Here is a 19821-nt window from a genome sequence, read left to right on the forward strand (position 1 = left end):
GGTGCACTTTATTATGTTAGTTAAAGAGTTAATAAAACATTTAGAAAAAATGGATGAAAATGCAACTGTTAAATTGCGAATCAAAACTAAATTAGATTCAACTTCCGATGAAGAAGCGCCAACTTATTCAGAAATTGAAACTATTGAATTTGGTGAGAATAAAGTCGTTTTAAAAGGCGATGATGAATTGGTGGAGTGGGATTAACCCACTCTTTCTTTAACCGCTGATATTCAATTTCTTTATTGTCTCTTGATTTAATTTAATCCCTTTAACATGATATTTTTTCTTAAATGCTGTAATACCAATGTTGTGTTTTTCTGTGTGATGGCATCGACATAAACCAGCGTAAGTGTATTCTGTATGGTCAACGCTTTTTCTTTTGCGTCGACCTAGCGCTTTATCGAAATGGTCAATATCTGCACCAGTTTTGCCACAAATGCAACAAACTCGGTTAGTGATACATTTGTAAAAGTAATATTCTTGATTTGCTGGTAAAATGTCGTACCCTTTTTTGAAAGGAATATTATTTTCAAAAATGAAATTCAAAATAATGTTCGCTAAAATGGTTGCATCGTCCATTGTGTTTGTTGAGTCGTTTCTGAGGCTAATTTCATAGCCCTGTAACGCTTCAAATCTGAGATAGAACATTTCCTTTAACACTTCTGTTTCTTGCCCTGTGAAAGAGAATATGTCCTCTAGCATTGCAAAGATAAATCGACGTTGGGCAACACTAAATTTTCTCGGATCAATAAATCTTATTTCAACTTCTCTTGGCCCTGTATAATCAAAATACATGGTTTTTAATCGTTCAATATTTATTGCTTCGTTTATTACTGCTGTTATTGAGTTGTCTTTCAAACTCTTAATAACAGCAGAATAAACATTGTTTAGGTTCATTCAATCACTTCCACTTGAATCCCGTTATTAATAATAAAATTGTTTAGAGCAACTAACTTTTGATGTTCTGCTGTTAGTCTTAACGTAACTGTTTTCTCTTGTTGTTTTCTGCTGGTTTTTGGTACTTCTTCTGTGATGATTTCGCCTGTTTCAGTGTCAACTGTTTTATTGTTGATTGTTTCAGTTTTCAAAGCAGCAATGGCTTCGTCGTGTTCTTTTTTTGCTCTTTCACGTTCTTCTTGTTCTTTTTTTAAAGCAACGGCGGAATCAATTTCTTTCATCAGCTCTGGTGCAGTAGACCCTTTATCAATTAATGCGACCCAAGAAAACGAGTCAAGGCCAACTGCCTTAGCATAATTTTCAACAATGAGCTTATCGTTTTTTATACGTTCTTTTTCAGATGCAACTGCTACCATCGATGCCGCTATTTCCTCAATAGTTTTCTTATTTGGTTCACCTTTAACTGTGAAAGCTGTTTTATTAGTCCACGAACTAGGAATTTCAATTTCGTCAATGGATACATTGTAGTTTTCAGACATTTCAGCAATCACTTTTTGAAGCTTTTTGCTTCGTTTCTGCTTCTCTGCTTCTTCGTATGATTTGATGCTTTCGTTAATTTCTGAACTAACTTCACTTATTTTTTCAGTATATTTTTTTATTTTTTCCTCAAAATCTTTTAACGGCTTATCATATTGATTTTTAACTTCTTTACGTTGATCATCTAGCAACGTTACAACTTTATTTAAGTCTGCTCTTGCTTTTTTAGCTTCAGGAATGTTTTCATCTGTGAAAATCATTGTTGAATAGTGCTTAACTGCGCTCTCAACCATCTCAGACAACTGTGCTTCATTTTGGATAGTGATTTTACTAGCTTTAAAATCAACATTAAACTGCAATTCTGTTGTTAATTCGTTTGTCATTAGCTTTGCCCCCATGTAATGTTTTCTTCTGGTTGTGGCTGGAATTGTTGTATCCATTGTTTCAGAACTTCAACAGCTTTATTGAACATACTAGACGGCATGTTTTCATTGACATCAACATTCAATTCTTTACTTAGTTCATTCCGCACATAGTCAAGTTCAGAATTCGATAACTCAGAAAGTTGTCTGATATGATCGTTTAACGTGGCTAACTGTTTACCGCTAATCAAATTAACTTTCGATGTATCATTGTTCTTTTCAGCTGCCGTTTGGCCATCGTCGTCTTTATCTGCTGCAATTCCAAACGCTGCCGAAAGCGAGTAACGTCTTGCATATGTCGTTAAACTTCCTAATCCTTGAGGATTTGTCCCGCTGTTTGGAAATTCAAAAGGTCCATGAACTATATATTGACCGCTAACATGAGTAATAATTGTTGTGACTTTTAACGCATTATTCTCATTGACGACATTTTGTTGAAAATCAATTCCGCTTTCGGATTCTTGTGCAGCTTTTCTAATTGCTTCTTCAATCACTTTTAGAGTTGCATATTGGAAATTCATTGGACCTTTTTTCGTTGAGTAGGCCACTTCTGCGTCAAATCTTGGTTGAATTAATTTGCTTTTTAGCTTATACATCCCATCAAACAATTCTTTTAAATTTTCACTGTTCTCGTTCATTTATTCCCCTTCTTTCAGTAATGAAATAACTTTTTGAAGTCCTTTGATTAATTCAAGTTGATTAAAATAAGCACTTTCATCTAAACTCTCGAATACTGTTCTAACTTCTTCATCTTCGCTATCTTGGTAAACAGCAACATGATTATTAATAGCATCCTTTTCAAAAATCAGTGATCCATAAGGTGAATGATTATCAATTAAGACAATTCTTTGCATTGAATCCACTTCCACTCTCATGCTATAATTCTCCTATCAATTAATTTTGTTTGTGACTTTTTGCTTGCCGGCGGAAGTCACTTTTTTGTTTCTTGGATAAATAACGCTTCTGGAAATACTGCCTTATTTATCGCAGTGCCTGGATATTTTTCTTTAAGCTTTTGAAATACCAGGGCTTTCGTATCCTCAACCACGTAAATTTTCAAACTATCTTTTCCTACTGCTTTAAACATCTAAATTTCCTTCTCTCTTTTTGTTGAATAATGTATATTTGATTTTTTTGTTGCTGGTACCATAAATCAGCAAGTTTTTTCGTTTGCTCTAGTTTTTCTATTCTGGTCATTCTTTTTATTCCTTTCTCTGGTATAATATTATTTATCAGCAAGTGGTCTGCTGAAATAATTAAGAAGGAGGTACCTACAGATGCGCAAACCTTATATGATAACTTATGATTTGAATAGTCCGGGCCAAAGATACGACGAGGTTATAACAACTATCAAAGAAGAACTTTCAACAGGTGCTTGGTGTTGTTATTGGAAATCATCGTATCTAATTAAATCTGATTTGACACCCAACCAAATGATTGACAAATTAAAGCCTTATATTGACAAAGGTGATAAATTTTTTATTGTTGAAATAGTCAATAACAAACAAGGCTGGTTGACAGAAAAACAATGGGGATACATTAATAACAATATTTTTAATTAAGGTTTGGGATACAAATTTCATCTACGCTATAAATATTTCCATCGCTATCTTGAGGAGTAGTTCTTGCTACTTCTCTTTTTTGATCTAAATCCCCTTGATTACTAACTATAGTTTGGAGCAATTCGTTTGTTTTTTTCTGTTCTCTCAATAGTTCATCTTTGTCTTTTCTTGTCATTTCTTAACCCCTTTTTTTCAAAATATTGATACTTCGCTTCATCCCAATTGAAGAACCAATGGATAAAGAATGGAACGCTTAATGTTGCTAACACTGACATTGAAAAGTGACTTTTCAACAATGTACCTAGCGCTATCATCAATAAAAACATCCCTATCAATCGTGCTTCACGTATTGCTTTCATGATTAACCTCCTACACATGGATTCTATTTTGAATTTCTAAATATCTTAAAAATTCGAGTTCTTTTTCAATTTGATATGCTTTTCCTTCGGTCAGTTGTTCTGATTGTCTAAGCGCTGCTCTATCATCTTGTAGCTGTTTACGCTCTTTTTTGATTTGGTTGAGTATCCAGCTTTCTTGTTCAGTTGTATAAGCCATAACATTCTCCCTACGCTATGTCATTTAAGTCAAAACTCATTTGTCTTACAACTGTTTTTGTGGCTGTAGACGGCTCCCAGTCATTGATATACTCAATTACCATTGGATAATGTTTTTCTCTTAATTGTGATCGGGTACCCACACCTGTGATTTGCTTAATACCTGAATTAATATCTTTGTAAAGCTTGCCACGCTGTTCCTTTGTGATTTTTCCAAATCCTCTTGCAACTTCTGCTACTCGTTGATGAACTCGACGTGATAAGTAGCCATAATCATCTGCACCGATTTTTTGATTGTCTTTTAAGTCGGCTACTTCTTTTTCAATTACATCTACACGCTCATTTGTTTCTTCATTTGCTGATAAAGCAAGCATCGCCAATTGTCTTTGCGAGGTTGGAAGTTTAGGCTGTTGAATTTCTTTTTCCATTTGATTAAAAGCTTCAATATATTTCAATTTAAATTGCAAAGCTTTTTGACCAGTGAACCCCATTGCTAACAAAGTGAAGCCGTCGCGATTCATAATAACTTGGCGATAAGATTGTTTGTTTTGTGGATGAATGTAGGTATCTTCGTAAAATAGGTCGGCATAATTTTGTGCCACCCCCTCTTTTAATTCATCAATGGCTTTTAGAACAACTTTGTGTTCTTTTCCGAAAGTTTCTGCAACTTGTAAACTACTTGTTACTGCTTGCTGGTTTTTCATAATTACTAAATTTGTCATTTGGTTTACTTCCTTTCTGGTATAATTATTTTGAAAGCGAGGTGAAAAATATTATGTTTACTTATATTTGTAACAAACAAGCAGACGATAAGGGGTTACACGAAGTGCATGTTTCAACATGTAAATACCTACCATCTACAGAACGACAATTGGTAGTGGGCGAATATTCTTCTTGCCATGCAGCTATTCAGTCGCTTGAAGAAGCCAACGCTGGCAGAGGGTTTAAGTTCGATGGTTGTTATTATTGTTGTAAACCTTGTCATCACGGTTAGTTTTTTTGAGGAGTAGTTACAGCTACTTCTCTATTTTTTCGGACTGTATCACGATAATTTTCTACTGAATGATAAACAATCACTTGCTCTAAATGCTTTTTGTATTCATTTTTTATCGCATCAATAATTAGAAGTTCCTGATGTTGATGCTCAATTATTTTGATTAACTCTTCTTTAGACATTTCTGCATAGTATGGTTTTAATTCACTCATTTGTTTATTTCCTTTCTGGTATAATTTTCTTATCAGCAAATGGTCTGCTGAAATAATTCATAAGGTGGTGAAAATATTGGAACAGACTAATAAAAGAAAAAACGAATTAGCTGTTGACCTTGTAGTCGCATGGTTAGCACATAATTCTGAAATATCAAATGAAATTGGCCGAACTTCTGTGAAAGGTAATCCTGTTACAACTAAAGAAGTTGCTCAAGCCTATCTAGACTTTTTCAAGACTATTACAAATAACGAATTGCCTGAAAATTTAACAAATGAAAATCAATAACTTTTCAAAATCTCTGCAATGGCTGCAACCATTGTGGAGTTTTTCTCTTTTATAGCCTGGTCAAGCGCTTTTTCTAATTGTTGTAAAATTCCAAGTTTGATTTCCATAATCAATTTTGCAATTTCTTGAGTGGTTAAGTCTTGCTTTACATTATTTTTATTCATGTTCTGCCTCCTTATCTAGTTAAAGTTCTTTCTTAGCAGCATTATCTTTTCGCCAGTTATTAACTTTATTTAAATCAAATAACAATTTACCAGTAGGATTAGGTTCTGCTTGCAAGCCAGCTTTCCGCCATTTTCTAAATGTTTCTACAGAAACACCTTGCCGTTTCGCCATTTCCGTTTGATTGAATAATGTTTGTTGGTTTTTAGCATCTAGCTCCAATTCAATCTCCTGTCTAAACCTACACCCTATTTCTGGCAATGCTTCCTCTAACCACTGATCAAACAATGGTTTTAGCGCTTCTTCAAACGTGGTCATCAGTTCCCACCCCTAAACCTTTTCTTTGTAGCGTAAATGCGACTTCTTTACCAAAAAAAATTTCTATCGCTTCTGCATCTGATAACGGAATCTGTTCTTTAATGCCTTTTGCCTCTTCTATAGAAAAATCTCCACCTTTTTTCATTTTTCTGTAGAAAGTACTTCTGTCTATACCAATAGAATCAGCTACAGCTTGTTGGGTCGTTCCTCTTTCAACAATTAGGCCTTTTAATTTAGCAACATTAATCATTATAACACCTCTCTCTAAAATCGCATTTATGCGACTTGATATTTGTAATATACCACCTTGAATGTTATCAGTCAACAAAAAAGTTGCATTTATGCAATTATTTTTGTTGCAATTATGCAACATGCAATATATAATAATTATTGGAGGTGATAAAATGAATGTAGGCGAACGCATGAAATTAAGAAGAAAAGAATTGAATATTAGCGCTGATAAAATCGCTAATGAACTTGGTGTATCACGTTCAACAATTTTTAGATATGAAAAAGGCGATATCGAAAAACTACCTACAGAGAGATTGATAACTATTGCTAAAATTCTAAAAACAACTCCCGAAGAATTGATGGGCTGGAACACTTCGAATGATTTTTCTTCGATAGAAGCTATCTATAATAAGTTAGATACTACAAGAAAGCAGAAAGTATGTAGGTATGCCGAGCATCAATTAGAAGAGCAAAAAAGAAATACATCTAATAATAAAGTTATTGCTTTCATGCCAACAAATACAACTACTATAGAACTTTCAGGCAGATTATCAGCTGGTGGAGGTGCATTTAATGACAAAGGTTGTATAGAAATTGTTGAAGTAGGCTCAGCTCCTTCGCAGTATGATTTAGCATTCCAAGTTTGTGGAGACAGTATGTACCCTACTTTTCAAGATGGTGAAATTGTTTTTGTAAAAGAAACTATGGATATCTATAATGGACAGATTGGGGCAATTGAAATAAATGGCGAAGCATTTATTAAAAAAATGTACCTAGAAGGAACTAGGCTACGTTTGGTGTCTCTAAATACCGAATTAGATGAAGATGGAAATCGATTATATCCTGATTTTTACGCTGACGAATTAGATGATCTATATGTAATCGGACGTGTAATTATATAAAAAGTCCCGTGCGCTAACACGGGCATTTCTCTTATAGAGAGCTATGAGTATAAAAAAATTATATCAGAAAGAGGAGAAAAAATGGCAAAAAAAGTGATAGGCGAAGACGGTAAAACTTATACTATGAAAGAGAAAAAACCTTTTTATAAAAAAATTTGGTTTTGGGTATTGGCTGTTATTGTTTTAATAATTATTGGAGGATCGCTTGGTGGTAATGACAAAAAAGATTCTTCTAACGGTGGAGAAAAAGTTAATCAATCATCAACAAGCAAAAATTCAAAATCAAAAGATAAAAAAGAGGAAAATAAATTTTATAATATCGGCGATACAGTCAAAGTAGGAAATGCAGAATATACCCTAACGGGAGTGGAACTTACAGAAGAACGTAATGAATTTACTGAAAAACAACCTGCACAGGTTGTTAAAGTTTCATATATTGTTAAAAACAACGGCGATAAAGATATTCCAGTGGGTATGGATATTGAAGTATACGGCTCTGATAACAAAAAAGCCGAAACGTATCCGAATGACAACACGATGGGATCGGTAGCTTCTGGAAAAGAAATGGACTGTATTGCCCACTTCGGGTTAAATCAACCTGGAGAAATAGAAATTCAATTTAGCCCTATTGTATCATTTGAAAAAGCTGCAAAATTCAAAGCAACAGTATAAAGATTAGCCTTCGGGCTTTTCTTTTCAGCCACACAAGAACATACATTCCCCAAGGAGGATCAATATGAATAAATATGAAGTAGAAAAACGATTATGCGAAGAATTGAACATTGACTATATACACTTAAACCTTCGTACTGGTCCAAGTTATAGATTCACTGAAGAAGAGTATCAAGAGCTAAAATTCGACTATGCCAAATTATTTTTACAACTAAAAGATATTGGAGAGTAAGATTAGAAATATTTTTAGATAATATTTCCACAATGAAATTTGAATAAAGGAGTTGCTAGATATGGCTTCAATAAAAAAATATACAAAAAAAGATGGATCAACAGCCTATATGTTCAACGCGTATTTAGGTGTTGATCCAGTAACGGGTAAAAGCAGACGCACCACACGTCGTGGTTTTAGAACACAGAAAGAAGCAAAGTTGGCATTATCTAGGCTAGAACTTGAAGTGGATTCCAAAGGTTTCGTAAAACAGAATTACAGCACGTTTAAAGACGTATACGAGCTTTGGTATGCCCAATATGTAAATACAGTTAAACCTATCACAGCAGGCCATACAGAGCGTATGTTTAGGCTTCACATCTTGCCAGAGTTTGGCAACATTAAAATTAATAAATTAACAAAACTAATGTGTCAAAAAGCGGTCAATAAATGGAGTAAAGAATATTCAGCATTTCATCTACTAAAATCAATAACCCAAAAAATGTTACACTATGCTGTTGCTCAGGATATTATAGATATTAACCCCATGCAATATGTTGTAATGCCAAAAAAAGATAAAACAAATGAAACAAAAAAGAAACAGTTTTTAGAACTATCCGAACTAAAAGATTTTCTTGCGGAAGCGAAAGAAACACTAAACTTTCAAGACTATTTAATATTCCGTGTCTTAGCATTTACAGGAATCAGAAAAGGAGAATTATACGCCTTAACATGGGAAGATATTAACATTTCATACAAACAATTAACCGTAAATAAAACACTTACAAGAATAGGCAAGGAATACATTATATCGACTCCTAAGACAAAAGCTTCTAATAGAACCATAGGCCTTGATGATACAACTGTATCTGAATTAATTGTCTGGAAAAAACATCAAAAGCAAGAATTGTTAAAATATGGTTTTAAAACTAAAAGTAATGATAAACAGCTTATTTTTCATAGAAAGAATAACACTTTACATTATCCAGAACACATTAATTTTCTTTTGTCATCGGAAATGAAAACATCTCTATCCCCTCACTCATTTAGACATACTCATGCTTCTTTGTTATTCGAATCGGGAGCTACAATTAAAGATGTGCAGAAAAGACTTGGCCACACTAACGTTAATACCACGATGGATATTTACACTCATGTAACCAAGTCTTCTGAAAGAAAAGCAATTGATAAGTTGTCAAATTATGCTAATTTTTAAAATTTGGTATTCAATTTGGTATTCAATATTTCAAAAAAACATGTATACCAACAGTCGTACTTCTTATTAGTATTTTAACAAGAAATATTTTTTCTTCCCGCGACGAATCACAGTAAATTGTCCTTCGATTTTATCAGTTTCTGTCAATTCAGCTGCTAAATCTTGTCTACGTTCTCCATTGACGTAAATCGCTCCATTTTGAACATCTTCACGGGCTTGACGTTTGGATGGTTCTATTTTTGAGGTAACTAATAAGTCAACTAAACTTAATTGATCCTCTGGTTGCACCTCATACGTTGGTACATCTTTAAAGCCTTGTTTAATTTCTTCTGCTGTTAAGCTTTGGATATCTCCGCTGAATAAAGCTTCTGAAATTTTAACCGCTTGATGATAGGCTGCTTCACCGTGGACTAAAGTAGTCACTTCTTTGGCTAACGCTTTTTGCGCAGCACGTTGACCTGGGTTCGCTGTAAATTCTTCTTCAATTGTTGCAATTTCATCCAATGTTAAGAAAGTAAAGTATTTCAAGAATTTCACGACATCACGATCATCTGTGTTAATCCAGAATTGATAAAATTCATATGGCGAAGTTTTTTCCGCATCTAGCCAAACTGCGTTTCCTTCTGTTTTACCAAATTTGGTACCATCTGCTTTTGTAATTAAAGGCATGGTTAAGCCGAATCCTTGAACTTCTTGTTCTCGGCGTAATAATTCAATCCCTGAAGTAATGTTCCCCCATTGATCACTGCCGCCTAATTGCAATAAACAGCCTTCTGTTTCGTACAATTTCAAGAAATCATACGCTTGTAATAATTGATACGCAAATTCAGTATAAGAAATTCCTGTTTCGATTCGGCGTTTCACGCTTTCTTTACTCATCATATAGTTAATTGTAAAGTTTTTTCCAACATCACGTAAGAAATCAATTAACGAAAGCTCTCCAAGCCAATCATAGTTATTTGCTAGAATCGCTGGATTTTTTTCATCTTCAAAATCGATAAAACGTGACAACTGGCCCTTAATACTTTCAGACCAAGCTTTCACTGTATCAAGTGTGTTTAAACTACGTTCTGCATCTTTGAATGATGGATCACCAATCATGCCTGTTCCGCCACCAACTAAAGCAATGGGCACATGACCATTTTGTTGGAAACGACGTAACATAAGAATCGGCAGTAGATGCCCGATGTGTAAACTGTCTGCCGTTGGATCAAAGCCGATATATAATTTAACAGATTCTTCATTTAATTGTTTTTGTAAGGCTTCTTCATCTGTGACTTGGTAGACCAACCCACGGGCTTTTAATTCTTCAAAAAAAGCTGAATTCATGATTTTCCTCCTATAGTAAAACATAATAATAGATCAAATTCCCCTATTCATAGTAACCGATTCTGTCACACTTGAAAAGTCAAAAAATGAGATTTACCTATTTTCTCTTAAGTTTTTTCAACAAAAAATGGCAATTGGTGTAGAAACTATTCATAGAAGCTTTTTTTTGCTATAATAACACAGAATGTATCATTTTATTGAGGTGAAGCTTTTGAAAAATAATTCAAGTAACAATAAGCAAAAACCAAAGACCTCTTCTGGCGGCAATGTCTTTTTACTTATTTTAAATGTCATTATTCGCGTTTTTCAGTCATTAGTGGTTTTTGGGGTTATTCTGATTGTCTTAGGTGGCTCTCTTGGCTTAGGTATCGGAATGGGCTATTTTGCTTTTCTAGTTGAAGATACACAGCCCCCAACGAAGGAAGAATTGCAAAAAGAAATCAGTGATATTACCGAAGTGTCAAAAATGACTTACGCAGATGGTACTCCGATTGCTAACATCAAATCAGATTTAATTCGGACACGAATTAATGGCGATCAAATGTCTCCATTGCTAAAAAAAGCCATTATTTCAACAGAAGATGAATATTTTGAAGAACATCATGGGGTGGTACCAAAAGCGCTAGTTCGAGCGTTAATTTCTGATGCGACAGGTATCGGCGGTTCTTCTGGTGGTTCAACACTGACTCAGCAATTGGTCAAGCAACAGATTTTAACTGATGAAACGACCTTTAAACGGAAAGCCAACGAAATTTTATTAGCTTTACGCATTGAAAAATACTTTTCTAAGGACGAAATCGTGACAACTTATCTAAATGTCTCCCCTTTTGGTCGTAATAACAAAGGTGAAAATATTGCAGGCGTGGAAGAAGCAGCCAAAGGACTCTTTGGTAAAAGTGCCAAGGACTTGAATCTTCCTCAAGCGGCCTTTATCGCAGGACTTCCCCAAAGTCCCATTGTTTACACGCCCTATACTAACACTGGTGCCTTGAAAGACGATTTGTCTTTAGGAATGAAGAGAAAAGATTTTGTTCTTTTCAGTATGTACCGAGAAAAAGCTATTTCACAAAAGGAATATGAAGAAGCCAAAGCTTACGACTTGAAAAAAGACTTTTTACCAACTGAACAGGCCAATGTCAATACAGAAGGCTATCTATACTACACGGTGTTAGATAAAGCAGTTGAGATTGTCATGGATTTAGATATGAAAAAAGCTAAAGTTAATCGTGATGATTTAGATCAAGTTGGTTTAGATCAATATGAAGAACAAGCACGTCGCGAAATCCAGTCGCAAGGCTATACAATCCAATCGACCATTGATCAGAACATTTATAACACGATGCAAACCGCTGTCGCAAATTATGGTTATTTGCTTGATGATGGAACTGCAGATGTCAATGGGAATACAATGATTGAAACTGGCAATATTTTAATGGATAACGCTACTGGTCGTATCCTCGGTTTTATCGGCGGCAGAAACTTCGATATTAATCAAAACAACCATGCCTTTAATGCCGATCGTCAAGTTGGTTCTACGATTAAACCAATTTCTGTCTATGGCCCTGCGATTGATCAAGGACTCATTGGTTCTGAAAGTCGTCTGGCCAACTACCCAACGACTTATGCTGATGGTACAGAATTTGTTAATTCCACAAATGTGGATTTAAATCAATTCGTGACTGTTCGAAATGCCTTGAATTGGTCTTTCAATATCCCTGTCGTTCATGTTAATAATGAGCTAAGGAAAAAAATGGGTGATGATAATTTCTCTTACAATCACTACTTAAGTAAAATGAACTATCCAGCTTCAGATGCTTGGGCTTACGAATCTGCGCCATTGGGTTCAGTAGAAACAAATGTTGTAACACAAACAAACGGCTTCCAAGCGCTTGCTAACAAAGGTAAATATCAAAAAGCCTACATGATTGAAAAAATCACAGACAATAGTGGACATGTGGTCTACGAACACAAAGATGAAGGAACGCAAGTTTATTCACCGGCGACCGCTTCTATTATGAATGACTTGTTGCGCTCAGTAGTGGATTCTGCGAATACGACAAAATTCAAACCAACATTAGCTGGCTTGAATCCTCATTTAGCCAGTGCTGATTGGGTCGGAAAAACTGGGACAACTAATGACTATAAAGATTCATGGCTAATTGTCTCTACCCCGACTGTGACACTAAGTTCTTGGTCAGGACATGATCTACCAGCGCCAATGACGACGACCAGCGGCGACAATAACGGGAATTATATGGCGAACTTAGCTAACGCGCTGTACTATGCGAATCCAGAATTGTTTGGCATTGGTCAAAAATTTGAATTAGACCCAAGTGTTATTAAATCAAAAGTTTCTGAATTTACTGGTGAAAAACCTGGCTCAATTACCTATAATGGTGCCAAGTTCAACACACCTGGCAAAACAACGACTTCATACTATGCCAAAGATGGTGCACCACAAAGTACCTATAAATTTGGGATCGGTGGAACAGACAGCAATTACGCTTCTTACTGGGGAAATCTTGCTCCACGTGCCACTACAAATAATAACAACAACAACAATAAAAACAACGATAATAAAAAGAACAACTAAAGAATTTGGTAAGTTAAGCTTGTAACCAAAATTATGTAAAAAAGTAGAGACGTAATCCATCAATTGATGAATTACGTCTCTACTTTTATTGTTTCTCTTATTCTTTACCATCGATACTAGCTCGAGCTATTCAAAAATAGCTCCTACATTTAATGAAATAATATGCAGCAATCAACCTATTTTAACTAAAATAATCCCTTTCTGTTTCTCAAAACAATAGCAGATACTATTAAACTTATTAATACATAGACAACTATCATCTTTAAAGAAAAATCAAATGTGAGACCTATCTCATCCATCGGCTCATACCCATTTCCTCCATTAATAATTTTGGGAAAATTCATATAAGATGTAAAGAAAAATTTATTGGAAAGCATGCTAAATCCTGAAGATAATACCACACCAACAATTAGCAAGCTATGAACAATCAAATTTCCAGTAAATAGTGAAAGCAAGAAACTGAATACTGTCAATGCTAATAACAGCATACCAAACATAATTAGGCTTCTCGACAAATAGTTAGAAAGAGAAATGATTGTAACACTTTGTCCCTTTTCAATAATCGCGACTGGATAATCAGGGTTTCCCAGACCATTTTTGAAAAATGCACTGATTACAGAAAGAAAGATTGACAGATAAGAAACCAATCCGACTGTAAACAAAATACTACTTATTTTAATAGAATATTTTTTCCATAGTTTTAAGGGAAGGCCATTCCATAAAGAAACAGTATTTTTTCTTTTTTCTAAAGTTGCGAGCGCTATAATCATTAAACTAGGGATAATTAATAATAATGTATATGGAAAATCCATCGATAAAAGAAAACCTAGGTAATTCAAAGCAGGCATTTTAGCAACTTCAGAAGAATCCACTTGTTTGATCCTGTTTTCAGATAAATATTGCAATTCTTTGACTCTTTTTTGTTGCTCAATAATTGGTATACTGTACAACGTTCCTTTTAACATTGCGTTTAAATTACTTTCTTCCAATTTTTTCTCAGCTTCTAATAAAGCCCATTCATCACCAATTTTGATGGCATTAATTGCTTTCCTTAATTGCTCACTTTCATCTTCTATCTCATTTAAAGTTTCTTTTGCTGCAGGTTCATTTTTCATTTTTTCTTTCGCTTGTTCGTTATTTTTGATTCGGTTTTCATATTGCATTTCTTTAAAAGAAAGTTGTTGGGGTTGAGCTAGCAGCGGATAAATTAACATTAAAATAAAGGCTACAAACACAAACCACAGACTCTTCTCTTTCAATATTTTTATCGTTTCTATCTTAAGCATTTCTTTCTTCTCCTCTTAAATATAAGTTATCATATTGTTCACGTAAAGAAAGGTTACGTTGATCATTCTCAACCAGCTTTTTATTTTTCATAAATAAAATACGTGTACATGTGTGTTCAACATTATACAAATCATGAGAAGATAAAATAACTATTTTATCTTTGGAAACTATTTCTTTTAAGCACATTATGAATAAACTAACACTAGTAGGATCCAAGCCATTAAAAGGTTCGTCTAACAAAAGTATTGTTGCATCACTTGCTAGGTACATCGCTAATAATACATGTTGTTTCATTCCGAGAGATAATTTTTTTATTATTCTATTTTGATATTCTTTCATCTTTAATTGTTCAAAAATATGCTCTATATCGCTATTACTTTTCCAAGCGGCTTTAATATATTCAAGATGTTCTTTCGGCGTCAAATAATCATATAAATTTTTACTACTTTCAAGAAAAAATAGTTCTTTTAAATACGTTGCACTTCTACTATTGTAATCAATCTTATTTAAACTAATATTTCCATTTTTTCTAGGGATTAAACCAGATATAGCATTAAAGAACGTGGTTTTTCCAGTTCCATTAGGAGCAACTAAGCCAATTATTTCACCAAATTCAGCTTGCATAGATAAATTTTTTATAATTGTTCTATTACCATACTCGACAGTTAATTCTTTTACCTTCATAGAAACACCTCTTTTTTTAATCTAAAGATACCATAAGCAATGCTTTACCGACCGATTTTCTAATCAACTTAATCTTATTTTAATTTTCAGTCTTACTGTGTATTAATAGCAGAATGCAAAAAAGTACAAGAAGAAATCATGAAAATGATTTCTTCTTGTACTTTTTTGCATTTCTAGTAGAATTTTCTCTTATTTTGTTGAACCTTTTTGATCAATTCCATAAGGTAAAACAACTGTTTTTTCTTCAATTTCTTCTTTGTTCATTAGTTTTGTTAATAAGCGCATTGACACGGCACCGATATCATATAAAGGTTGTGTAATACTTGATAGACGTGGACGAGAGACTTCTGTAAGCAATGAGTTATTGCTTGTAATGATTTCAAATTCTTCTGGAACTTTCACACCAGCATCTAGCATCCCATCTAATAAACCAATCGCTAGCTCATCATCTGTAACAAAGGCAGCAGTTGCCCCACTATTACGGACACGCTCAGCCAAATTAATCCCTGCTTTAAATTTATATTCAGATTCAAAAACTAAGCCTTCATTATAAGACAAGCCATTTTCCGCTAAAGCTTCTTTGTAGCCTTTCATTCGGTTTTGACCATTAATTGGATCGATTAATGCACCACTAACAAAAGCAATTTTTTTGTTCCCATTTTTCGCTAAAGTCGCTGTTGCATCTTTTGTTGCTTCTGTGTAATCAATATTAACGCTACCGACTTGTTCATCTGGATCAATTGAACCTGCTAAGACAACAGGTGTTTTTGAACGTGAAAATTCACCACGAATATCATCTGTAATGCGATGACCCATAAAGATAATCCCATCTACTTGCTTGGCAAGTAAATTGTTTAATACAGTAACTTCTTTTTGATCGTCTCCATCTGAATTAGCTAAAATGATATTGTATTTATACATTGTAGCCACGTCGTCAATGCCACGTGCTAATGAAGCAAAAAATGCATTACTAACATCTGGAATAATGACACCCACTGTTGTCGTTTTTTTACTTGCTAAACCACGTGCGACTGCGTTAGGACGGTAATCTAAGCGATCAATCACTTCTAAGACTTTTTTACGCGTTGCTGGTTTTACATTGGGATTACCATTGACAACACGAGAAACAGTAGCCATAGATACATTTGCCTCTCTAGCAACATCATAAATTGTAATTGTTTGTTTTTCCATGTTTCTTCTCCTATAAATATGAATTTGTTCTCATTTTCTGAAAACACTGTTTACATTTCTTTCCTAGCCTAGAATATCAAAATTCTTCTATTTTTGCAACCGTTTTATCGTTTTTTCATGAAAATTTACTTTCCATTTCAAAAGGAACTTTTTGTCATTTCATGTTATGATAGTACTGTGATTCACTTCAGAATAAAAGAAAGAAGGATGTTTTATGAATCAAGAAAAAATTGCCGATTTAAAAAATTGGATGCACCAAGAAAAGATTGACTTCACTTATATTAGTGATCCTGGTCATATCGCTTACTTTTCCGGTTACGAAAGCGAACCTCATGAACGCGTGTTAGCTTTGTTTATCGCTGCGGACGACCAATCATTTTTATTTACACCTGCATTGGAAGTCGAAGATGCCGAAAAGAGTAGTTGGACTTATCCCGTTTATGGTTATTTAGATAGCGAAAATCCTTGGGAAAAAATTGCGGCTTTATTAAATAAACGAACACAAGGCACACCACGCTTTGCTTTAGAAAAACAAGCTCTTTCTTTAGCTCGTTTCGATCAATTGAAAACCTATTTCCCAGCTAGCGATTTTTCGCATGATGTTACGCCTTTAATTGAAAAACTTCAATTAATTAAAACAGAACCTGAAATTCAACGTTTACTAGAAGCTGGTAGTTGGGCTGATGTCGCTTTTGAGATTGGCTTCAAAGCAATTCAAGCAGGCGTTGCGGAACAAGAAATTGTTGCAGAAATCGAGTATCAATTAAAACGTCAAGGTATTCGCTCAATGAGTTTTGATACGTTAGTCTTAACAGGAAAAAACGGAGCTAGTCCTCACGGGGTACCTGGCGAAACAAAAATTGAGCCCCATGACTTAGTGTTATTTGATTTAGGTGTCGTTCATAATGGCTATTGTAGTGATGCCACACGAACAGTCAGCTACTTGGAACCTTCTGATTTCCAAAAAGAAATTTATGGAATTGTTTTAGAAGCACAATTAGCAGCAACTGAAGCGGTGAAACCTGGTGTTACAGCAGGCGAATTAGATGATATTGCCCGAGGTGTAATTACAAAAGCTGGTTATGGTGAATACTTTAACCATCGCTTAGGCCATGGCATTGGAACCACTGTCCATGAATACCCATCGCTGGTTCATGGCAATGATTTAGTCATTGAAGAAGGTATGTGTTTCTCTATTGAGCCCGGTATTTACATTCCTGGAAAAGTAGGCGTTCGTATTGAAGATTGTTTACACGTAACGAAAACAGGATCCGAACCATTCACTAAGACAACCAAAGAATTGCAAATTATTGAATAGCATAAAAATAAAATGAGGCCATCAGTCAACCGGACTGATGGCCTCATTTCTAAATTTTAAGGTAAGCCGCTGAACAAAAGCAACACGATCCGTTGCTAACTTTCATAAGCTAAACGCTTGTTACCCTTTAAATTCTTTTTTTACGTCTTTCGCTGCATCTTTAACATCTTCTTTTGCTTCTGCAGCTTTTTCAGGAACATCTTTGGTGGTTTCTTTTGCTTCATCGACACCAGCAGAAACAGTTTCTTTGGCCGCTGCCGCAGAATCTTTAACGTCAATATAGATATCTTCTGCTGCATCTTCGGCAATTTCACCTAAATCTTCTGCGTGATCTTGAGCATCGTCAGCTGCTTTTTTAAATTGATCAGATAAATCACCTGTTTGTTTTTTAAAGTTATCAAGCATGTCGCCAGAAACACCTTGTGCTTTATACAATGAATCTTTTGTTTTTTCTTTGACAGAACCTGCCAAATCAGAGGCTTGATCTGATAAAACGCCGGCTTTTTGTTTTGCGATTTCTGTTAATTCTGTTCCTTTTTGAACAGCATAATCTGTGTAATCTTGCGCTTTGTTTTTTAAATCATCTGTTTGATTTGATAAATCATCACGTAATTCTTTACCTGATTTTGGTGCAAGTAATAATGCGGCAACGGCTGCTGCTGTTCCACCAATTACTGCTCCTAAGAAAAATCCGCCTTTTTTAGCCATAAAAATCTCCTCCAATTAGTTATTTGTTTTTTTATTTTTTGAACGCATTGCTCTAAAAGCAGAACCGCCTACTTTACTCACTAAACCAGCTTTCGCTGTGCCTTTCCCTACGGTTCCTACCTTCGTAATCAAATGTTTACTTGAGGTGTTCAATTCAGAGACACTTTCGCTTAAATCAGCAACGGCCGTAAACAACGGATCAATCGTTGCCACTTTTTGATTCACATCTGTCAATAGTTCATTGCTTTTAACAAGCAAGCCTTCCACTTGGCGACTCAATACATTCACATCGCTAGTCACGACTTTGATTGTTGTATTTGTTTCATCAATTGTATCTTCAATTTTTGAAACAACTTGAGAAACTTTATATAACACAAGTACTAAAAAGATGACTAAAACAACAAATGCTACCGCTGCAATTAAGGCAGCAATTTCCCCACCTGACATATCATTACTCCCCTCTGAAATTTTATTTATAATCTTAGGATAACACCAACTTATATTTTTCACAACTCATAAAGCTAAGAATGACAATTTATTTTATAAAATTCTCATGCCCTTTTCTTTAAGAAAATAAGCGTAAAATTTCCTTCTAACGAATTGAAATTTTACGCTTATTTTTATTTATTTTTCTTTTGGTTGCTCTTTTTTCGCTAATTGAGCACCTAAATTAATAATGTATTCTCGTAAATTATCTTTTACTTCTGGATGAGTCAAACCATATTCAATGCTTGTTTTCATAAACCCAAATTTATCGCCAACGTCGTAACGTTCTCCTTTAAACTCACGAGCAAAAACGCGTTGTGTTTTATTTAAAGTGTCAATCGCATCTGTTAACTGAATTTCGTTACCAGCGCCTGGTTTTTGATTTTCAAGTACATCAAAAATTTCAGGGGTTAATAAATAACGGCCGATAATCGCTAAATCACTTGGTGCTTCCTCAGGTTTTGGTTTTTCAACAAAGTTCTCGACATTGTATAGTCCTTTTTCGATTTCTTTTTCTGGATTGATAATACCATATTTTGAAGTATCTTCATGGGGTACTTTCATTACCGCAATTGTCGAAGCATGTGTTTGTTCGTAATCATCCATTAATTGTTTCGTTAATGGCACTTTATCTTCCATTAAATCGTCGCCTAACATCACGACAAAAGGTTCATTGCCAACAAATGCTTTCGCTTGTAAAACAGCGTGTCCTAAGCCTTTCGGATGGGATTGACGAATAAAATGTAAATTAACATCCGTTGTTTCTTCGACTAATTTCAATAAATCGGTTTTATTTTTTTCTTTTAAATTATTTTCTAGTTCAACATTTGAATCGAAATGATCTTCAATCGGACGTTTGGCTTTGCCTGTCACAATTAAAATATCTTCGATTCCTGAAGCTAGTGCTTCTTCTACAATAAATTGAATCGTTGGTTTATCAACAATCGGTAACATTTCTTTTGCCATCGCTTTGGTAGCCGGCAAGAAACGTGTTCCTAACCCAGCTGCTGGAATAACTGCCTTTTTAACTTTCATCTTTTTTCCT

The 19821-nt window shown here is 34.6% G+C and carries 29 protein-coding genes; 9 read left to right on the forward strand and 20 right to left on the reverse strand.

The features are described from left to right. The first annotated feature begins 13 nt into the window (after positions 1-13). Positions 14-205, forward strand: a complete 192-nt coding sequence (locus IGL37_RS07190) for a hypothetical protein (RefSeq protein ID WP_010773982.1) — start codon at positions 14-16, stop codon at positions 203-205. Positions 206-217: 12 nt separating this feature from the next. Here IGL37_RS07190 and IGL37_RS07195 read toward each other — a convergent pair whose 3' ends face one another. The 5 genes from IGL37_RS07195 to IGL37_RS07215 are packed head-to-tail and all read right to left on the reverse strand — an operon-like array spanning position 218 to position 2944. Continuing rightward, on the reverse strand, positions 218-898 hold the full coding sequence (locus tag IGL37_RS07195; RefSeq protein ID WP_002357346.1) for a putative HNHc nuclease: 681 nt from the start codon (positions 896-898) through the stop codon (positions 218-220). Continuing rightward, positions 895-1833, reverse strand: a complete 939-nt coding sequence (locus IGL37_RS07200; RefSeq protein ID WP_025186128.1) for a DUF1351 domain-containing protein — start codon at positions 1831-1833, stop codon at positions 895-897. Before IGL37_RS07200 ends, IGL37_RS07195 begins: the two co-directional genes overlap by 4 nt. Next, the gene (locus IGL37_RS07205) at positions 1818-2495 is read right to left on the reverse strand and encodes an ERF family protein (protein ID WP_002357344.1); all 678 of its coding nucleotides are present in this window, start codon (positions 2493-2495) and stop codon (positions 1818-1820) included. Before IGL37_RS07205 ends, IGL37_RS07200 begins: the two co-directional genes overlap by 16 nt. After that, positions 2496-2732 carry a hypothetical protein gene (locus IGL37_RS07210; RefSeq protein WP_002357343.1) on the reverse strand — a complete coding sequence of 79 codons (237 nt, stop codon included), beginning with the start codon at positions 2730-2732 and terminating at the stop codon, positions 2496-2498. It abuts the gene before it with no gap. 56 nt (positions 2733-2788) lie between these two features. Next, positions 2789-2944, reverse strand: a complete 156-nt coding sequence (locus IGL37_RS07215; protein WP_002357341.1) for a hypothetical protein — start codon at positions 2942-2944, stop codon at positions 2789-2791. A gap of 190 nt (positions 2945-3134) precedes the next feature. Between IGL37_RS07215 and IGL37_RS07220 the strand changes: the two genes are divergently transcribed. Next, the gene (locus tag IGL37_RS07220; RefSeq protein ID WP_002357340.1) at positions 3135-3419 is read left to right on the forward strand and encodes a hypothetical protein; all 285 of its coding nucleotides are present in this window, start codon (positions 3135-3137) and stop codon (positions 3417-3419) included. Here IGL37_RS07220 and IGL37_RS07225 read toward each other — a convergent pair. The 5 genes from IGL37_RS07225 to IGL37_RS07245 form a co-directional block, all read right to left on the reverse strand. After that, positions 3412-3594 (reverse strand): hypothetical protein, encoded by a 183-nt coding sequence (locus IGL37_RS07225; protein WP_002357339.1) that lies wholly within the window; start codon positions 3592-3594, stop codon positions 3412-3414. The two genes, IGL37_RS07220 and IGL37_RS07225, sit on opposite strands and share 8 nt — an antisense overlap. Continuing rightward, on the reverse strand, positions 3572-3778 hold the full coding sequence (locus IGL37_RS07230) for a hypothetical protein (RefSeq protein ID WP_002357338.1): 207 nt from the start codon (positions 3776-3778) through the stop codon (positions 3572-3574). The genes IGL37_RS07225 and IGL37_RS07230 overlap by 23 nt, the downstream gene beginning before the upstream one ends. 10 nt (positions 3779-3788) lie before the next feature. Further along, entirely contained in the window at positions 3789-3974 is a 186-nt protein-coding gene (locus tag IGL37_RS07235; RefSeq protein ID WP_002357337.1) for a hypothetical protein, read from the reverse strand. A gap of 10 nt (positions 3975-3984) precedes the next feature. Continuing rightward, entirely contained in the window at positions 3985-4695 is a 711-nt protein-coding gene (locus IGL37_RS07240; RefSeq protein ID WP_002357336.1) for a Rha family transcriptional regulator, read from the reverse strand. A gap of 268 nt (positions 4696-4963) precedes the next feature. After that, the gene (locus IGL37_RS07245; RefSeq protein ID WP_002357335.1) at positions 4964-5179 is read right to left on the reverse strand and encodes a hypothetical protein; all 216 of its coding nucleotides are present in this window, start codon (positions 5177-5179) and stop codon (positions 4964-4966) included. A 67-nt stretch (positions 5180-5246) separates the two neighbouring features. Between IGL37_RS07245 and IGL37_RS07250 the strand changes: the two genes are divergently transcribed. Continuing rightward, the gene (locus IGL37_RS07250) at positions 5247-5468 is read left to right on the forward strand and encodes a hypothetical protein (RefSeq protein WP_229018025.1); all 222 of its coding nucleotides are present in this window, start codon (positions 5247-5249) and stop codon (positions 5466-5468) included. On the opposite strand, the gene IGL37_RS07255 is transcribed toward IGL37_RS07250, so the two are convergent. The 3 genes from IGL37_RS07255 to IGL37_RS07265 are packed head-to-tail and all read right to left on the reverse strand — an operon-like array spanning position 5462 to position 6198. Then, a complete protein-coding gene (locus IGL37_RS07255; RefSeq protein WP_002357333.1) occupies positions 5462-5632 on the reverse strand; it encodes a hypothetical protein in 171 nt (56 codons plus the stop codon). The genes IGL37_RS07250 and IGL37_RS07255 overlap by 7 nt on opposite strands. Before the next feature lie 19 nt (positions 5633-5651). Beyond that, positions 5652-5948 (reverse strand): hypothetical protein, encoded by a 297-nt coding sequence (locus IGL37_RS07260; protein ID WP_002357332.1) that lies wholly within the window; start codon positions 5946-5948, stop codon positions 5652-5654. Beyond that, positions 5935-6198, reverse strand: a complete 264-nt coding sequence (locus IGL37_RS07265; protein ID WP_010773985.1) for a hypothetical protein — start codon at positions 6196-6198, stop codon at positions 5935-5937. Before IGL37_RS07265 ends, IGL37_RS07260 begins: the two co-directional genes overlap by 14 nt. A gap of 154 nt (positions 6199-6352) precedes the next feature. Here IGL37_RS07265 and IGL37_RS07270 point away from each other — a divergent pair, with 154 nt between their 5' ends. The 4 genes from IGL37_RS07270 to IGL37_RS07285 all read left to right on the forward strand — a co-directional run bounded on the left by IGL37_RS07270 (position 6353) and on the right by IGL37_RS07285 (position 9180). After that, positions 6353-7081, forward strand: coding sequence for an XRE family transcriptional regulator (locus IGL37_RS07270; RefSeq protein ID WP_010773986.1), 729 nt, complete (start codon positions 6353-6355; stop codon positions 7079-7081). 81 nt (positions 7082-7162) lie between these two features. Further along, a complete protein-coding gene (locus IGL37_RS07275; RefSeq protein WP_002357328.1) occupies positions 7163-7753 on the forward strand; it encodes a DUF4352 domain-containing protein in 591 nt (196 codons plus the stop codon). A gap of 64 nt (positions 7754-7817) precedes the next feature. Next, on the forward strand, positions 7818-7985 hold the full coding sequence (locus IGL37_RS07280; protein WP_002357327.1) for a hypothetical protein: 168 nt from the start codon (positions 7818-7820) through the stop codon (positions 7983-7985). A gap of 61 nt (positions 7986-8046) precedes the next feature. After that, positions 8047-9180, forward strand: coding sequence for a tyrosine-type recombinase/integrase (locus IGL37_RS07285; RefSeq protein WP_002357325.1), 1134 nt, complete (start codon positions 8047-8049; stop codon positions 9178-9180). A gap of 66 nt (positions 9181-9246) precedes the next feature. Here IGL37_RS07285 and tyrS read toward each other — a convergent pair whose 3' ends face one another. Next, on the reverse strand, positions 9247-10509 hold the full coding sequence (gene tyrS, locus IGL37_RS07290) for a tyrosine--tRNA ligase (RefSeq protein WP_002357324.1): 1263 nt from the start codon (positions 10507-10509) through the stop codon (positions 9247-9249). Positions 10510-10693: 184 nt separating this feature from the next. On the opposite strand from tyrS, the gene IGL37_RS07295 reads away from it, so the two are divergent. After that, positions 10694-13102: a transglycosylase domain-containing protein gene (locus IGL37_RS07295; RefSeq protein ID WP_033917922.1), complete on the forward strand. Its 2409-nt coding sequence runs from the start codon at positions 10694-10696 to the stop codon at positions 13100-13102. A gap of 185 nt (positions 13103-13287) precedes the next feature. On the opposite strand, the gene IGL37_RS07300 is transcribed toward IGL37_RS07295, so the two are convergent. The 3 genes from IGL37_RS07300 to ccpA all read right to left on the reverse strand — a co-directional run bounded on the left by IGL37_RS07300 (position 13288) and on the right by ccpA (position 16264). Then, the gene (locus IGL37_RS07300; RefSeq protein ID WP_002420132.1) at positions 13288-14388 is read right to left on the reverse strand and encodes an ABC transporter permease; all 1101 of its coding nucleotides are present in this window, start codon (positions 14386-14388) and stop codon (positions 13288-13290) included. Then, positions 14381-15073 carry an ATP-binding cassette domain-containing protein gene (locus IGL37_RS07305; RefSeq protein WP_033917921.1) on the reverse strand — a complete coding sequence of 231 codons (693 nt, stop codon included), beginning with the start codon at positions 15071-15073 and terminating at the stop codon, positions 14381-14383. Before IGL37_RS07305 ends, IGL37_RS07300 begins: the two co-directional genes overlap by 8 nt. A 189-nt stretch (positions 15074-15262) precedes the next feature. Continuing rightward, positions 15263-16264: a catabolite control protein A gene (gene ccpA, locus IGL37_RS07310; protein ID WP_002357319.1), complete on the reverse strand. Its 1002-nt coding sequence runs from the start codon at positions 16262-16264 to the stop codon at positions 15263-15265. 214 nt (positions 16265-16478) lie between these two features. Between ccpA and IGL37_RS07315 the strand changes: the two genes are divergently transcribed. Then, positions 16479-17582, forward strand: coding sequence for an aminopeptidase P family protein (locus IGL37_RS07315; RefSeq protein ID WP_002379504.1), 1104 nt, complete (start codon positions 16479-16481; stop codon positions 17580-17582). Between the two features lie 120 nt (positions 17583-17702). Here the strand turns inward: IGL37_RS07315 and IGL37_RS07320 are convergent, their stop codons facing one another. The 3 genes from IGL37_RS07320 to galU all read right to left on the reverse strand — a co-directional run bounded on the left by IGL37_RS07320 (position 17703) and on the right by galU (position 19811). Continuing rightward, positions 17703-18290: a YtxH domain-containing protein gene (locus IGL37_RS07320; protein ID WP_033917920.1), complete on the reverse strand. Its 588-nt coding sequence runs from the start codon at positions 18288-18290 to the stop codon at positions 17703-17705. A 15-nt stretch (positions 18291-18305) separates the two neighbouring features. Beyond that, positions 18306-18737 (reverse strand): DUF948 domain-containing protein, encoded by a 432-nt coding sequence (locus IGL37_RS07325; protein ID WP_002357316.1) that lies wholly within the window; start codon positions 18735-18737, stop codon positions 18306-18308. Positions 18738-18914: 177 nt separating this feature from the next. Next, complete coding sequence (gene galU, locus IGL37_RS07330; RefSeq protein ID WP_002357314.1) at positions 18915-19811, reverse strand: UTP--glucose-1-phosphate uridylyltransferase GalU; 897 nt, start codon at positions 19809-19811, stop codon at positions 18915-18917. Positions 19812-19821: the final 10 nt, after the last annotated feature.

Origin of the sequence: Enterococcus sp. AZ119, assembly GCF_050546175.1 — a bacterium.
Lineage (GTDB): Bacteria > Bacillota > Bacilli > Lactobacillales > Enterococcaceae > Enterococcus > Enterococcus faecalis.